The sequence below is a fragment of the Sphingobium algorifonticola genome, from assembly GCF_004005485.1.
Classification (GTDB): Bacteria; Pseudomonadota; Alphaproteobacteria; order Sphingomonadales; family Sphingomonadaceae; genus Sphingobium; species Sphingobium algorifonticola.
In genome coordinates, this window is sequence record NZ_RZUL01000002.1 from 130,888 (window position 1) to 146,253 (window position 15,366).

Genomic DNA, 15,366 nt, shown 5'->3' on the forward strand with positions numbered 1-15,366 from the left:
AACTTGTCTCATTCCGGCGCGCCCTATGTCAACGCCGAGGGCAAGGAAAAGCGCGCCTCTTTCAGGTCGTCGTCAGCTAAGCTCGATCCGCCGCTTTTCCGCCCAGTCGCGCAGCGCATCGCGGGCATTGGCGGTTCCGTCGGACAGCAGGCGTGTCATTTCCGCGCGCAACGGTGCAAGTTCGACCGACCGGATCATCGCCTTGACCGGACCGATCGACGCGGGCGTGATCGACAGGCGCCGGATGCCCAGGCCCAGCAGCGCCATCGCCTCCAGCGTGCGGCCGCCCATTTCGCCGCAGACGCCCACGGGCACCTTGTGCGCCTCGCAGGCGGTGACGATGCGCGAGAGGAAACGTAGGATGGCGATACTGAGCCAGTCATAGCGTTCCGCGAGCTTGGGATGCGCGCGGTCGGCGGCGAACAGGAATTGCGTCAGATCGTTGGTGCCGATCGAGAGGAAATCGAGGCGCGGCAGCAGCAGATCGAGCACTTCGGCGAGGGCGGGCACCTCCAGCATCGCGCCATAGCGGACCACCACCGGCACCGCCTTGCGCTGCCGGATCAGCCATTCCCGCTGCTTTTCGATAAGGGCGCGCGCCGCGTCGAACTCCCAGGGTTCGGAGATGAGCGGGAACATGACATAGAGCGTCCGCCCGGCCGCCGCTTCCAGCAGGGCACGCGCCTGCGCCTTCATCAGGCCATCCCGGTCGAGCGCGAGGCGCAGCGCGCGCCAGCCCATCGCCGGATTTTCCTCGGTATCCTCGTCATGCCGCATATAGGGCAGCGCCTTGTCGCCGCCGATGTCGACCGTTCGGAAAATGACTGGGCGGTCGCCCGCCGCATCCAGCACATCCTTGTAGAGGCGCTGTTGCCGCTCGCGCTGCGGCATCGTTGCCGACACGAGGAACTGGAACTCGGTGCGGAACAGGCCGATGCCGTCCGCGCCGGTGACGTCGAGCGCCGACACGTCGTCGCGCAGGCCCGCGTTGACCATCAGCTCGATCCGCGTATCGTCCTTCGTCACCGGCGGCAGGTCGCGCGCGGCGGCAAAGGCGGCACGGCGCTTCTGCGTCAGGTTCAGCTTGTTGTCGAAGGCCTCGTCCATATCCGGGCTGGGGCGCACGAACACGCGGTTCTCGATCACGTCCATCAGGATGAGGTCGCCTTCGTTCACCTGATGCCGGATATCGCGCACCCGGCCGAGCACGGGGACCCCCATCGCGCGGGCGACGATGATGACATGCGCGGTCAGCGATCCTTCCTCCAGGATCACGCCTTTCAGGCGGCGGCGGTCATATTCCAGCAGCTCGGCCGGGCCGAGGTTGCGGGCGATCAGGATCGCGTCCTGCCGCAGGCCAAGCTGCGCCGCGGTGCCAAGCTGGCCGGACACGATGCGCAACAGCCGGTTGGCCAGATCCTCCAGATCATGCATCCGGTCCTGCAACAGCGGGTCCTGGATCTGCCGCATCCGCATCCGGGTGCGCTGCTGCACCCGCTCGATCGCGGCCTCGGCGGTCAGTCCGCTGTCGATCGCCTCGTTGATGCGTCGTGCCCAGCCTTCATCATAGGCGAACATCTTGTAGGTATCGAGCACCTCCTGATGTTCGCCGTCCACGCCGAACTCCGACGCGCCGGCCATCCGGTCAATCTGCTCGCGCATCTTGGTAAAGGCGGAATAGACGCGCTGCCGCTCCGCCTCGGTATCCTCCGCCACGGTATGTTCGATGTGGATGCGCGGCTGATGGAACACCGCATGGCCGCGCGCCATGCCCATCACCAGTTGCAGGCCGGTCAGCACATTTGCCCCGGTGCCGGTCACGCGGTCGTCGGTGCGGCTGTCGTCGACCAGCCCCGCATTGGCAATCAGCTCGGAAAGGACCATGGCGACCGTCTGCAACGCCTCTATCTCGATCTCCTCATAGCGGCGGGGATCGACATGCTGCACGCACAATACGCCGACTGACCGTTCTTTCCGGACGATCGGAACACCCGCGAAGCTGTGGAACAGCTCCTCGCCGGTTTCGGGCAGATAGGCAAAGTCCGGGTGCGCAGCGGCTTCATCGAGGTTGAGCGTTTCGACATTGCTCGCGATCGTGCCGACCAGACCCTGGCCCATGGCGAGCTTGGCGACATGTACCGCCTCCTGTTTCAGCCCGCGCGTGGCGTAAAGCTCCAGCAGGCCCTCGCGCAGCAGATAGATGGAGCAGACTTCGCTCGACAGTTCCTCGCCGATGATCTCCACCACCTTGTTCAGCTTTTGCTGCGCGGCATGGCGCGATGCCATCAGCTCGTGCAGGCGGCTCAATATCTTGCGGGCGGCAGTGGCGGGCGAGGACGTCATCCTCAATCGCTAACAGAAAGCGGGGTCCGCTTCCAACAGGGAGTTTGATGCCGAATTATTGCTCGGCCCGGTTGCCGATGATGGCGGATCGTGAGAGCCTGTTCGTTCAGGGCGGTGAGGTGAAGTCAATCCATATCAGGGGACGGCAGGACATGAGCATGACGGGAATCGACGCGGCGGCGCGAGGGGACCTTATCGACCGGGGCTATTCGCGGCGCCAGATCGGGCAAGTGGCGGCGCTGCTGGGCGCGGCGGCAACGATCACGTCGTTCCGCCCCGCCTTCGCGCAGAGCCAGGCGGCGCGCGCCGTGGCAGGCGCGGTGCAGATCGGTGCCAATGAATGCTGGACCGGCCCTTTCCCGGTCGCTGCCGAAGCCGCGGCGAAGGTCGTGGCGCAGGGCAACCGCTATGATCCGGGCGATCTGCGCGGTCAGTTTCTCAAGACGGTGGCGCAGGTGGAAGGCATCGGGGAAGACCGCATTCTGCCCTGGCCGGGTTCGGGCGATCCGCTGGTACGCTCGGTCATTGCCTTCTGCTCGCCTGAAAAAGGCCTGGTGACTCCCGACCCGACGTTCGAATCCGCCTGGCGCGCCGCGGCATGGCTGAAAGCGCCGCTCGCGAAAGTCGCGATGCAGCCGGGCAAGGGCGCGGACGTGAAGGCGATGCTGGCGGCCAATCCCAATGCCGGCCTCTACTATATCGTGTCGCCCAACAATCCGACCGGCACCGTCACGCCGCTCGCCGACATCGAATGGCTGGCCAACAACAAGCCTGCCGATTCGGTGCTGCTGGTCGATGAAGCCTATCTGCATTTCTCCGAAGCGCCGAGCGCCATGGGCCTGGCGAAAAGCCGCAAGGACGTGATCGTCATGCGGACCTTTTCCAAGCTGTTCGGCATGGCGGGCATCCGCCTGGGCCTCACCTTCGCCGATCCCGCACTGCACATGCAGATGATGCGCTATGACGGGCGGCAGGTGACGGGGACTTTGCCGGTGACGGCGCTGGCCTGCGGCACGGCGGCCTATACGGCGTTCGATGCGATCAAGGCGCGCCGTGCGGAAATGATCGCCGTGCGCGAAGACACGCTGGCGCATCTCAAGAAGCGCGGCATAGCTTATCAGACGGGCAGCGAAGGCAATATGTTCATGCTCGACTGGGGCAAGCCCGCCAAGGAAATGCAAGGCAAGATGCTGGCGCAGATGGTGCAGATCGGCCGGAGCTGGGAAATCTGGCCGACCGTCTCGCGCGTCACCGTGGGATCGGCCGAGGACATGGAAAAGTTCAAGATCGCGCTGGACAAGGTGCTGATGGCTTAGGGCGCGCCGTCGCAATTGCCCATGGTGCAAAGGGAAGCGAGCATCCGCCCGCTTCCCTTTCTCATTATATCAGCGGATTTGAACAACGCGACGGGAAAGGGTTTATATTAAAGCCTGGCGCATATATGGAGGTGGAACATCGCGCATATTGAAATGAAGCTGAATGACGAGACATATTGACAGAGCAGGGCGCTACGTTCTCCAGCCGCAGGGCTATCGCGCGTTCATACCCGCCCCTCTGCCGCCTGTCCCGCCGATCGTCACTGACGATGGTCTGACAACGGCCCTGTCCAATGCCGATCGCGCCCTGGGACGGCTCGATGGTTCGATCGAAACATTGCCGGACCCCGAACTCTTCCTGTCGATGTTCGTGCGCAAGGAAGCCGTGCTGTCCAGCCAGATTGAAGGTACGCAGGCTTCGCTGAGCGATGTTGTGAAAGCGGAAGCCGCGGTTCTGGATCGTGCCCGGCCATCGGATGTGCGGGAAGTGCAGAATTACATAGTGTCGATGCGCGAAGGGGTCGCCCTGCTCGATAGCCTGCCCATATCCACGCGGCTCATATCAAAACTGCATGGCATATTGATGCGCGATGTACGCGGGCAGCATCAGTTGCCGGGGGACATAAGGACAAGCCAGAACTGGATTGGTGCGGCGGGATGCGGCCTTGGCAATGCGCTTTTCGTGCCGCCACCGCATCACGCGCTGTCGTCATGTCTGGGCAATCTGGAAAACTTCATTCACGACGAAAGTCGGATGCCCGTCCTCATCAAGGCGGGCTTGATTCACGGGCAATTTGAAACAATCCATCCTTTTCTGGATGGCAACGGGCGATTGGGACGATTGCTGATAACGCTTTATCTCGTCGAGAAAAAAATACTGTCGCAGCCTGTCCTTTATCTCTCCTACTTCTTCAAGGAAAACCGGCAGGAATATTATCAGCGTTTGCAGGCCATTCGCGATGCCGGAGATTGGGAAGGATGGCTGCTTTTCTTTCTCAACGGTGTAGCCTCCGTTGCCAATCTTGCCGCGGAAACGGCGAAGAGGGTCCTGCGGTTGCGGGAAGAGGACCGTCAGCTTGTCATCAACAATTTCGACCGATCCGCCAGCCTGCCGCTGCGTGTCCTTGACCGCCTTTACAAGCTGCCTGTCATTCAGCCCAATATGGTGGCGCGCGAACATGCGACGACCTACCAAACCGCCAATGCCATTATCGCCACGCTGGAACGGATCGGTTTGCTAACCGAAGTTACCGGCCAGAAGCGAAATCGTGTCTACGTATATGAACGCTATATGGCACTTTTCAACGACATATGATGGATCACGCTGCGCGTTTTGCCAGCGCCCCGGCTGCTTCGGTCATCAGCGCGGCAATGATGTCCGCAACCGGTTCCTCCCGCGTGACCATGCCGACGGACTGGCCCGCCATCAGGCTGCCGCCCTCGACATCGCCGTCGATCACCGCGCGGCGCAGCGCCCCGGCCCAATAATGTTCGATCTGCAATTGCGCTGCGCCCATGTCGAGCGCGCCGCTGTCCAGCAGCGCGGCGACTTCGCGCTGCTTGGCGGTGAAGGCTTCGGTCCCGGCGTTCTTGAGCGCGCGCACGGGAATAACGGGCAGGCGCGGGTCGATCTGTACGCTGGCGATCGCATCGCGGGCGGACGCGCGGAAAAACGCCTTCTTGAAATTGGGATGCGCGATGCTTTCGGTCGCGCAGGCGAAGCGGGTGCCAAGTTGCACGCCCGCTGCGCCCATTTCCAGATAGGCGGCGATCGCTTCGCCGCGGCCGATGCCGCCCGCGACGAACACCGGCACCTGCTGCGCCATTTCGGGCAATATTTCCTGGGCGAGGACGCTGGTGGCAACCGGGCCGATATGGCCGCCCGCCTCCATGCCCTCCACGATCAGTGCATCGACGCCCGATTTCACGAGCTTCTTCGCGAGCGACAGGGCAGGGGCGAAGCAGAGCAGCTTCGCGCCCTTCTGCTTGATCGCCTCGATGCTGCCCTTGGGCGGCAGGCCCCCGGCAAGGACGATATGCGACACATCATGGTTCGCGCAGACCTCGATCAGGTCGAACAGCTGTGGGTGCATGGTGATGAGGTTGACGCCGAAGGGCTTGTCGGTCAGCGCCCTGGTCGCGGCGATTTCCGCGTCGAGCAGCGCGGGCGTCATCGCGCCGCAGGCAATCACGCCGAACGCCCCGGCGTTGGATATGGCGGAGACCAGATGACGTTCGCTCACCCAGCTCATCGCCCCGCACAGGATCGCGGCATCGCACCCCAGAAAGGCGCTGCCGCGCGCCATGAGAGTGGTGAGTGTGGGGTTGGTCATATCTCTCTCATCAAAGCCCCTCCCCTTCACGGGAGGGGTAGGGGTGGGGGCTGTCCGGCATGTGCGATAGTGCGGAAAGACCGCTTACATGCCCCACCCCCTGCCCCTCCCCTGAAGGGGAGGGGAGACAGTGTCAAGATGCCCTTCCCCCGCAGGAGAAGGTGCGCGTCAAGCCACCGGCGCGTCGGCGTCCAGCCCATAGGCGGTGTGCAGGACGCGCACGGCCAGTTCGGTCTCGTCCTCGTCGATCAGCACGCTGACCTTGATTTCGCTGGTGGAGATCGCCTCGATATTGATGCCGCGATCGGCGAGGGTGCGGAACATCGTCGCGGCGACCCCGGCATGGCTGCGCATGCCGACGCCGACGACGCTGATCTTCGCTACCTCCACATCGGTGATGATGCGGTAGAAGCCGATCTGGTCCTTCAGCGATTCGAGCAGGTCTACGCTGCGCGCCAGGTCCGCACGCGGCACGGTGAAGGTGACGTCGGTCTCTTCCTTGTCCTTGCTGTCGTTCTGGATAATCATGTCGACGTTGATGCTGGCTTCGGCCAGCGGGCTGAAGATGCTGGCGACCGCGCCGGGCTTGTCCGGCACGCGGGTCAGGATGATCTTCGCCTCGTTCTTGTCATGGGCGATGCCGGTGATGAGCTGACGTTCCATCTTGCTGTCCTCCAATTCTTGTTCGCTGACGATCAGCGTGCCGGGCAGGTCATCCTGCGTGGGATCGTCGAAAGAGGAGAGCACCTGCACGCGCACCCCTTCCTTCATCGCCAGGCCGACCGACCGGGTCTGCAACACCTTGGCGCCGACCGACGCCAGCTCCAGCATTTCCTCGTACGTCACCATGTCGAGCTTGCGCGCGCGGGCGACGATGCGCGGGTCGGTGGTATAGACACCGTCGACATCGGTGTAGATGTCGCAGCGATCCGCCTTCAGCGCGGCGGCGACGGCGACGGCGGAGGTGTCCGATCCGCCGCGGCCCAGCGTGGAAATGCGGCCGTCGTCCATCATCCCCTGAAAACCGGGGATGACCGCGACCTGGCCGGAGGACATGGCGGCGATCAGCGCGCCGGTCTCTATGTCCGAAATGCGGGCCTTGGCGTGCGCCTCGATCGTGCGGATGGGGAGCTGCCAGCCGAGCCAGCTGCGCGCGTCCACGCCCATGGCTTTAAGCGTCATGGCGAGCAGCCCGCTCGTCACCTGTTCGCCCGATGCGACGACGACATCATATTCCGCCGGATCATAGAGCGCGCTCGCCTCCCGGCAGAAACCGACGAGCCGGTCGGTCTCCCCCGCCATGGCCGAAACCACAACCGCGACTTCATTGCCCTGCGAAACGACATGCTTCACCCGCGCCGCCACATTGCGAATCCGCTCCATCCCGGCCATGGAGGTGCCGCCGAACTTCATCACGATGCGCGCCATATCTGCTGTCAGCCTTGCTGTGGGTAAGAATATGTCGGAAACGGGGTTCCGAAGGGGTGCAAAAGCGCGCCTCCCTTAGTAAGTTGGAACAGATATGGCAAGCAACGCGGCAGCGCAAAGCGGATCGACCATCAACCCAGCGGAGGCCGCGCATTTCGGCACGCTGGCGGCCGACTGGTGGAACCCGAAAGGGAGCAGCGCGATGCTGCACCGGCTGAACCCGGTACGTCTGGCCTACATCCGCCGCGCGGTGGACGCGCATTGGGGCAGCGATGCGAAGGCGCTGCGGCCGCTGGCGGGGAAACGCGCGCTGGATGTGGGCTGCGGCGCGGGACTTTTGTGCGAACCGCTGGCGCGGATGGGCGCGCAGGTGACGGGCATCGATGCCGCACCGGAGAACATCGCAGCGGCGCAGGCGCATGCGGCGGGGCAGGGGCTGTCGATCGACTATCGCGCGGTCGGGGTGGAGACGCTGGGCGAAGGCGGCTTCGATCTGGTGACGAGCATGGAAGTGATCGAGCATGTGACTGACCCCGCGCTGTTCCTGCGCGGTCTGGCCGACGCGCTGGCGCCCGACGGGCTGCTGATACTCTCCACGCCCAACCGCACGGCGCTCTCGCGGCTCGCGCTGATTACGCTGGGCGAAGGCCTGGGCCAAATCCCGCGCGGCACCCACGACTGGGGCAAGTTCCTGACGCCCGAGGAAATCGAGCCGATGCTGGTCGCGGCGGGGCTGGAGGTGACGGGCTGGAGCGGGCTGACGCTGGACCCGGCGAAGGGCTTCGTGTTGTCGGAGAAGATGGGGTTGAATTATCTGCTGACGGCGCGGCGCACTGCATAAACCTTGTTCTTCTTCGCTGTCCGGGATTCACCTCGCCATCCGCACCGAAGCGGCAATGACGAGAGATGGATCCGCGCCTTCGCGGGAATGACAGGGGTGATTATGCGCAATATTTGCTCCCCGTTCGCCCTGAGCCTGTCGAAGGGTTCTGCTGAGCGTTAGCGAAGCTCCTTCACTTCGTTCAGTGCGGCCCTTCGACAAGCTCAGGGCGAACGGATTTATAACTCTTCCCCTATTCAATACCCCCGCGCCGCATCCCCATCCAGCCAGTGCGAGCAGCCCAAGGCCGCGCCGTCATCCGCGTCCGACAGCGCCGCGACCGTCCGCCATCCTTCCGCCCGCAAGGCCTTCGCCCGCGCTGCATCATGCCCCAGCGGCAGGAACAGCCGCCTGACCGGCATCGCGCCGAAGCCTGCGTCGATCAGGGGATCGGGGTAGAGCGAGAAGCCGATGGCGGGTTCCTCGCTGCCGTCGCTGCGCAGGATGGCGTAGCTGCCGCCGCGGCCGATTTCGCCGACGAAGCCTTCCGCGAAGATCGAGAATCCGAACCAGCTCTGATATTCGAAGCCGTGCCGTTCGGTGGGGTCGAGCGTGAGGGTGATGTCCCAGCCGATTGGTTTCGCGATGGCGCGCAGCGCGGCGATGCGGCTGGCGAGCTGGCCGTCGCCGGTCGCAGCGTCGATCGCCTCCAGCCGGTCCATGGCGGCGTGGAAGGGACCAGCCGCCTCGATCAGCGGCAGATAGGCGGCGGGACCGGTGCCCAGTGCGACCAGGGCGCCGGCATCCTTGGCGTCCAGTTCGCTGCGCACCGCTTCGCGCTCGGTATCGCTCAGCGGCATGGGCCCGGCGGCCAGCGTGTCGATCAGGTCGGGCAGGGTGAAGTCTATGGTGATGCCGGTGACGCCCGCTGCCTGCAAAGCCTCGATCGCGACGTTCACGATTTCCACGGCGGCGGCGACACTGTCGGTGCCGATCAGCTCGGCGCCCACTTGCAACTGTTCGCGTTCGGGGCGCAGCTGGTTCGCGCGCAGTTTCAGCACCGGCCCGCCGTAGGAGAGGCGCAGCGGACGGGCGGCGGCGGCCAGGCGGGTGGCGGCGATGCGGCCGACCTGCGCCGTCATGTCGGGCCGGATGGCGAGGGTGCGTTGCGAGAGCGGATCGACGGCGCGCAGCAAATCCTGCGCGCGCGCGGACTTGAGGCGCTGCGTCAGCGTCTCCTCGAACTCCGCGATGGGCGGCATCACGCGGGCATAGCCATGCGCCGCCACCGTATCCAGCACGCTGCGCGCCAGATGCGCGGACGCCTCCGCTGCGGGGGGCAGGCGGTCGGACAGGCCTTCGGGCAGCAGGCCGGTGATGGCGTTGGGCGTGGTCATTTCTGCTCCCTCCCCCTGTGGGGGGAGGGCTGGGGAGAGGGGGAAGCGCGCAATGCTTGCGCAATCGCGCCGAGCACCCCTTCCAGATTATCCAGCACATCATGATTGGCGAAACGGATCACGCGGTATCCCAGCGATTCAAGAAACTCTGTTCGCCTCGCGTCATAGCGATCTTCGGCCGAATGTGTATCCCCATCGACTTCTATGATCAGCCGGTCTGCCTTTGAAGCGAAATCGACGATATAGGGCGCAATGATAGTCTGGCGCGTGAACTGTTGATTTTCGAACCGGTTCGCACGGAGGGCAAGCCACAGCTTCTGTTCGGCGGGCGTCGGGTTGGCGCGCATATGTTTCGCGCGTTCTTTCAGCTCTGGATCAAGACGCACCGGTGCCCCCTCTCCCAAACCCTCCCCCCGAGGGGGGAGGGCCTCTTGTCACACTTTACCCGAAGCGCAGCAGCTTCACCGTCTTCACGCCGTCCAGCTTGCAGATGTCCCACAGCAGCGGTTCGGTGACCGTACCGTCGACCGACAGCAGCAGCACCGCTTCGCCGCCCTGATTGCGGCGGCCCAAATGGAAGGTGCCGATGTTGACCTCTGCCGTGCCCAGCGCCGTGCCGATGCGGCCGATGAAGCCGGGCGCGTCCTGGTTGACGATGTACAGCATATTCCCCGCCAGATCGGCCTCCACCTTGATGCCGAACAGTTCGACGAGACGCGGCTGCTCCGGCCCAAAGAGAGTGCCCGCGATCGAGCGTTCGCCGCTCGGCGTCTGCACGGTCACGCGCACCAGCGTCTGGTAGGCGCCTTCGCGGTCGTGCCGCACCTCACGCACGTCGAGGCCGCGTTCCTTGGCGAGATAGGGCGCGTTGACCATGTTCACCGTGTCCGAATAGGCGCGCATCAGGCCTGCCAGCACCGCCGCGGTAATCGGCTTCTGGTTCAGTTCGGCGGCATGACCCTCCACTTCGATGGCGATGCCTTGCACCTTGTCGCCCTCAAGCTGCCCCAGCAGGCTGCCGAGCTTTTCGGCGAGCGCCATATAGGGCTTGAGCTTCGGTGCTTCCTCGGCGGACAGGCTGGGCATGTTGAGCGCATTGGTTACGCCGCCTTCCAGCAGATAGTCGGACAACTGCTCGGCCACCTGAAGCGCGACGTTCACCTGTGCCTCGTCGGTCGATGCGCCCAGATGCGGGGTGGAAATGAAATTGGGGGTTCCGAACAACGGGTTTTCCTTGGCCGGTTCGACCGCGAACACATCGAGCGCCGCGCCTGCGATATGCCCGCTTTCAAGGCCTTCCTTCAGCGCCGCCTCGTCGATCAGGCCGCCGCGCGCGCAGTTGATGATCCGCACGCCCGGCTTGGTCTTCGCCAGATTCTCGCGGCTCAGGATGTTGCGCGTCTGGTCGGTCAGCGGGGTGTGCAGCGTGATGAAGTCCGCCTTGGCCAGCAGGTCGTCCAGCGTCACTTTCTCGACGCCGATTTCGATCGCGCGTTCGGGGGTCAGGAACGGGTCGAAGGCGGCAACCTTCATCTTCAGCCCCAGCGCGCGGCTGGCGACGATCGAGCCGATATTGCCCGCGCCGATCAGGCCCAGCGTCTTGCCGGTGACTTCGACACCCATGAAGCGGTTCTTTTCCCATTTGCCCGCCTGCGTCGAGGCGTCGGCTTCGGGCAGCTGGCGGGCAAGCGCGAACATCAGCGCGATGGCATGTTCGGCCGTGGTGATCGAATTGCCGAACGGGGTGTTCATGACGACCACCCCCTTGGCCGACGCATAGGGGATGTCGACATTGTCGACGCCGATCCCCGCGCGGCCGATGACTTTCAGATTGGTCGCCGCGTCGAGAATCGCCTTCGTCACCTTGGTGGAAGAACGGATGGCGAGACCGTCATACTGGCCGATGATGGCGATCAGCTCTTCGGGCGTCTTGCCGGTGATTTCGTCGACCTCGACGCCGCGATCGCGGAAAATCTGGGCGGCGCGGGGGTCCATTTTGTCGGAAATGAGAACTTTGGGCATGACAAATAGCCTTTCTGCTATTTGTCATCCTGACGAAGGTCAGGATCTCGGGCGGCTGGGTCGGACCTAGAGGCCTGAGATCCCAGCCTTCGCTGGGATGACGTGATGGGGAGGGGAGAGGAGGTTCAGGCAGCCTTGACCTGGGCATAGGCCCAGTCGAGCCAGGGACCGAGCGCCTCTATGTCGGCGGTGTCCACGGTCGCGCCGCACCAGATGCGCAGGCCCGGCGGGGCATCGCGATAGCCAGCGATGTCGAACGCCGCGCCTTCCTTTTCGAGGAGCCCTGCAAAGCTCTTGATGAACGCTTCGTCGGCCCCTTCGACCGTCAGGCACACGCTGGTCCTGGAGCGCGACGCCGGATCGACAGCAAGATGGCCGAGCCAGTCGCGCGACCCCACAATTGCATCCAGGGCCGCCGCATTGGCATCGCTACGCGCGATCAGGCCCGCCGCGCCGCCGATGGACTTGCCCCATTCCAGCGCCACGATCGCATCCTCGACCGCCAGCATCGAGGGTGTGTTGATCGTTTCGCCCTTGAACACGCCTTCGGTCAGCTTGCCCTTCGAGACGAGACGGAAGACCTTGGGCAGCGGCCAGGCGGGGGTATAGCTTTCCAGCCGCTCGACCGCGCGCGGGCCAAGGATGAGGACGCCATGCCCGCCTTCGCCGCCCAGCACTTTCTGCCAGGAGAAAGTGGCGACGTCGATCTTCGTCCAGTCGATCGGATAAGCGAACACCGCGCTGGTCGCGTCGGCGAAGGTGAGGCCTTCGCGGTCGTCGGGAATCCAGTCGGCATTGGGCACGCGCACGCCCGATGTCGTACCGTTCCAGGTGAACAGCACGTCGGTCGCGAAATCGATGGCCGACAGATCGGGCAGCTGGCCATAATCGGCGCGCACGACGATCGGATCGATCTTGAGTTGCTTGACCGCGTCGGTCACCCAGCCTTCGCCGAAGCTCTCCCACGCCATCGCGGTGACCGGCCGCGCGCCCAGCATTGTCCACATCGCCATTTCGAAGGCGCCGGTGTCCGATCCCGGCACGATGCCGATGCGATGCGTGTCGGGCAGGTTGAGCAATTCGCGCATCAGATCGATGCAATAGGCGAGGCGCGCCTTGCCGATCTTCGACCGGTGTGAGCGCCCAAGCGATTCGAGCCCAAGTTTTTCGGGGGTCCAGCCGGGCGGCTTGGCGCAGGGGCCGGAGGAAAAGAACGGACGCGCAGGCAAAATGCCCGGACGGGGTACATCAGTCATATAGTCTCTCCTTACAGAGAGCACGCGCGGCGTTGGGACCGCGTGGCCCGTCGGCCGCCCTATAGATGCCCGGGGATTAGTCAAGCGCCATCGCCGACAGGGGCCGCGCGCACGACCAGCCGATGGGCCTGGCCGTTGCCTCCCGTTAACCATCGCCTGCTATATGTCCGGCGATGAGCCGGCGATGGAAAAGAGGCGCGCTGTCCGTGCGTTGTGCCGCGGTTGCGGCCCTGTGCGCGCTGATTGCGGGCTGCGGCGGGACGCCTGAGCCGCGCCGCAGCGTGCGCCCGGTGCGTGCACCCGCTCCGGCACCGGCGAACGCCCAGTCCCCCGAAATCCGCCAGTGCATCGCGAAACTCCGGTCGGCGGGCGTCCGCCTGGAGGCCTTGCCCGATCGGCGGTTCAGCGGCGGGTGCACTGCCATCGGGTCGGTCAAGCTGCTCGATTTCGGCGTACCCACGACCAACCTCACCACGATGACATGTCCGCTCGCCGAAAAGTTCGTCGGCTGGGCGCGCTATGGGGTGCAGCCGGCCGCGCGGCTGTTTCTGGGGGCAGAGCTGGTGCGGATCGAGACCTTCGGCACCTATAGCTGCCGCCCCATCGCCGGTTCGGGCCGTCTTTCCGAACATGCCAAGAGCAATGCGGTGGATGTCGCGGCCTTCGTGCTGGCGGACGGGCGGCGCGTTTCGGTGAAGAACGGCTGGACCGGCGACGATCGCGAACGGCAGTTCCTCCGCACCGTCCGGCAAAGCGCGTGCAGGCGATTTCGCACTGTCCTCAGCCCCGATTACAACGCCGCGCATCACGATCATCTGCATTTCGACCTGGGCGGGCGCGGCACCTATTGCCGTTGATGCAGCCGATGGCCTTGGCAAGCGCATGCCCCTTGGCTAATGGCGGTCGATGACCAGAAAAGAGCTAGAAGAGCGCAAGTTTCGCCCTGCCAAGCAGGAAGCGAAAGACGCCGCCAAGAATCTTCAGACCCCGCAAACCACCAGCGCCGCATACAGGCTGGCGTTTCAGGACACCGACTTTCTGTTGCGGGAAGACCTGCGCCCGGTGCGGTTCCAGCTTGAGCTGCTCAAGCCCGAATTGCTGATGAACGAAGCGAAGATCGAATCGATCTTTGTCTTCTATGGCTCGGCGCGCATCCCCGATCCCGACAAGGCGACGGCGCGGCTGGCCCAGGCGACGACCGATGCGGAACGCCGCATCGCGCAGAGCCTCGTCGACAAATCGCAATATTATACCGAAGCCCGCCGTCTTGCGAACATCGCCGCGCGCTATCCCGTTGGCGAGGACGGGCAGCAGAACTTCGTCGTCTGTTCAGGGGGTGGCCCCTCGATCATGGAAGCGGCCAATCGCGGCGCGGCGGATGTCGGCGCGCCTTCGATCGGCATGAACATCGTGCTGCCGCACGAACAGGCCCCCAATATCTATGTGACGCCGGAATTGTCGTTCCAGTTCCATTATTTCGCGCTGCGCAAGATGCATTTTCTGCTGCGGGCGCGGGCGCTGGCGGTGTTTCCCGGCGGCTTTGGCACCTTCGACGAAATGTTCGAGCTGCTGACCCTCATTCAGACGGGCAAGATGAAGCCCATACCGGTGCTGCTGTTCGGGCGGGCATTCTGGAACAGAGTCGTCAATTTCGAGGCGCTGGCCGACGAAGGCGTGATCGCGCATCGCGATCTCGACCTCATCACCTGGGTTGAAACGGCCGAGGACGCGTGGAAGGCAGTCTGCGCCTTCTACAAGGACGACAATCTGATGGGCTGCGATTGACGCTCCAAATCCTCCCCCTGCCAGGGGAGGATTATAGGGTCATTCCGCTGCGTTGGCGGCGGGTTCCGCGGCATTGGCGGCCGGTTCGGCAGCGTTCGCGGCGGCTTCGGCAGGGGCAGCTTCTGCGGCGGGCAGCGGCAGGTTGGAGCCCTGGGCATTGAGATAGGCGATCACATTGGCACGATCGACGCCGTTGCCCAGGCCCGCAAAGGTCATCTTGGTGCCGTCGGCATAGGCGCGCGGGCTTTTCAGCCAGGCATCGAGCGCCTCGAACGTCCAGTTGCCCGACACGCTCTTGAGCGCGTCGGAATAGGCAAAGCCTGCGATGCTGGCATGCGGCTTGCCGACGATGCCGTAGAGATTGGGACCGATGCCGTTCGCGCCGCCCTGGTTGACCGTGTGGCAGGCCGCGCACTTGCCGAACACCTTTTCACCTGCCGCGACATCGGCGCTCGCCAGCAAGGTGGCGATGCCCGGGCCTTCGTCCGCACCGGCACCGCCCTCGGCTTCCACGCCTTCGATCGCATAGCCCATTTTCTCGGGCCGTCCGCCGTGAAAAATCTTGCCACTGACGATCGTGCCACCCAGTGCGATGATCCCTGCGAACAGCGCCCAGCCGGCCATGGTATTGAAACGATCGTCCATGCGTAAGACTTCCTCCGAACT

The 15,366-nt window shown here is 64.4% G+C and carries 13 protein-coding genes; 5 read left to right on the forward strand and 8 right to left on the reverse strand.

What is annotated here, in order from left to right; all coding sequences use genetic code 11:
* Positions 1-72 precede the first annotated feature (72 nt).
* Positions 73-2,343 carry a phosphoenolpyruvate--protein phosphotransferase gene (gene ptsP, locus ENE74_RS05680; RefSeq protein ID WP_127689751.1) on the reverse strand — a complete coding sequence of 757 codons (2,271 nt, stop codon included), beginning with the start codon at positions 2,341-2,343 and terminating at the stop codon, positions 73-75.
* A 152-nt stretch (positions 2,344-2,495) separates the two neighbouring features.
* Between ptsP and ENE74_RS05685 the strand changes: the two genes are divergently transcribed.
* Positions 2,496-3,659: a pyridoxal phosphate-dependent aminotransferase gene (locus ENE74_RS05685; RefSeq protein ID WP_127690552.1), complete on the forward strand. Its 1,164-nt coding sequence runs from the start codon at positions 2,496-2,498 to the stop codon at positions 3,657-3,659.
* A gap of 163 nt (positions 3,660-3,822) precedes the next feature.
* Positions 3,823-4,974, forward strand: coding sequence for a Fic family protein (locus ENE74_RS05690; protein ID WP_127689753.1), 1,152 nt, complete (start codon positions 3,823-3,825; stop codon positions 4,972-4,974).
* A 4-nt stretch (positions 4,975-4,978) separates the two neighbouring features.
* Here ENE74_RS05690 and ENE74_RS05695 read toward each other — a convergent pair whose 3' ends face one another.
* A complete protein-coding gene (locus ENE74_RS05695) occupies positions 4,979-5,992 on the reverse strand; it encodes an NAD(P)H-dependent flavin oxidoreductase (protein ID WP_127689755.1) in 1,014 nt (337 codons plus the stop codon).
* 168 nt (positions 5,993-6,160) lie between these two features.
* Positions 6,161-7,420 carry an aspartate kinase gene (locus tag ENE74_RS05700; RefSeq protein WP_127689757.1) on the reverse strand — a complete coding sequence of 420 codons (1,260 nt, stop codon included), beginning with the start codon at positions 7,418-7,420 and terminating at the stop codon, positions 6,161-6,163.
* 94 nt (positions 7,421-7,514) lie between these two features.
* Here ENE74_RS05700 and ubiG point away from each other — a divergent pair, with 94 nt between their 5' ends.
* Entirely contained in the window at positions 7,515-8,261 is a 747-nt protein-coding gene (gene ubiG / locus ENE74_RS05705) for a bifunctional 2-polyprenyl-6-hydroxyphenol methylase/3-demethylubiquinol 3-O-methyltransferase UbiG (RefSeq protein WP_127689759.1), read from the forward strand.
* Positions 8,262-8,497: 236 nt separating this feature from the next.
* Here ubiG and ENE74_RS05710 read toward each other — a convergent pair whose 3' ends face one another.
* The 4 genes from ENE74_RS05710 to ENE74_RS05725 form a co-directional block, all read right to left on the reverse strand.
* Positions 8,498-9,637 carry an ATP phosphoribosyltransferase regulatory subunit gene (locus tag ENE74_RS05710; protein WP_127689761.1) on the reverse strand — a complete coding sequence of 380 codons (1,140 nt, stop codon included), beginning with the start codon at positions 9,635-9,637 and terminating at the stop codon, positions 8,498-8,500.
* Positions 9,634-10,023: an endonuclease domain-containing protein gene (locus ENE74_RS05715; protein ID WP_127689763.1), complete on the reverse strand. Its 390-nt coding sequence runs from the start codon at positions 10,021-10,023 to the stop codon at positions 9,634-9,636. The genes ENE74_RS05710 and ENE74_RS05715 overlap by 4 nt, the downstream gene beginning before the upstream one ends.
* 55 nt (positions 10,024-10,078) lie before the next feature.
* Complete coding sequence (gene serA / locus ENE74_RS05720; protein ID WP_127689765.1) at positions 10,079-11,659, reverse strand: phosphoglycerate dehydrogenase; 1,581 nt, start codon at positions 11,657-11,659, stop codon at positions 10,079-10,081.
* 125 nt (positions 11,660-11,784) lie between these two features.
* On the reverse strand, positions 11,785-12,915 hold the full coding sequence (locus tag ENE74_RS05725; RefSeq protein WP_127689767.1) for a phosphoserine transaminase: 1,131 nt from the start codon (positions 12,913-12,915) through the stop codon (positions 11,785-11,787).
* Positions 12,916-13,088: 173 nt separating this feature from the next.
* Here ENE74_RS05725 and ENE74_RS05730 point away from each other — a divergent pair, with 173 nt between their 5' ends.
* Together ENE74_RS05730 and ENE74_RS05735 are read left to right on the forward strand one after the other, a co-directional pair.
* On the forward strand, positions 13,089-13,772 hold the full coding sequence (locus ENE74_RS05730) for an extensin family protein (protein ID WP_127689769.1): 684 nt from the start codon (positions 13,089-13,091) through the stop codon (positions 13,770-13,772).
* Positions 13,773-13,821: 49 nt separating this feature from the next.
* Positions 13,822-14,700: an LOG family protein gene (locus tag ENE74_RS05735; RefSeq protein WP_127689771.1), complete on the forward strand. Its 879-nt coding sequence runs from the start codon at positions 13,822-13,824 to the stop codon at positions 14,698-14,700.
* Positions 14,701-14,739: 39 nt separating this feature from the next.
* Here the strand turns inward: ENE74_RS05735 and ENE74_RS05740 are convergent, their stop codons facing one another.
* On the reverse strand, positions 14,740-15,345 hold the full coding sequence (locus tag ENE74_RS05740) for a c-type cytochrome (RefSeq protein WP_127689773.1): 606 nt from the start codon (positions 15,343-15,345) through the stop codon (positions 14,740-14,742).
* Between the last annotated feature and the right edge of the window lie 21 nt (positions 15,346-15,366).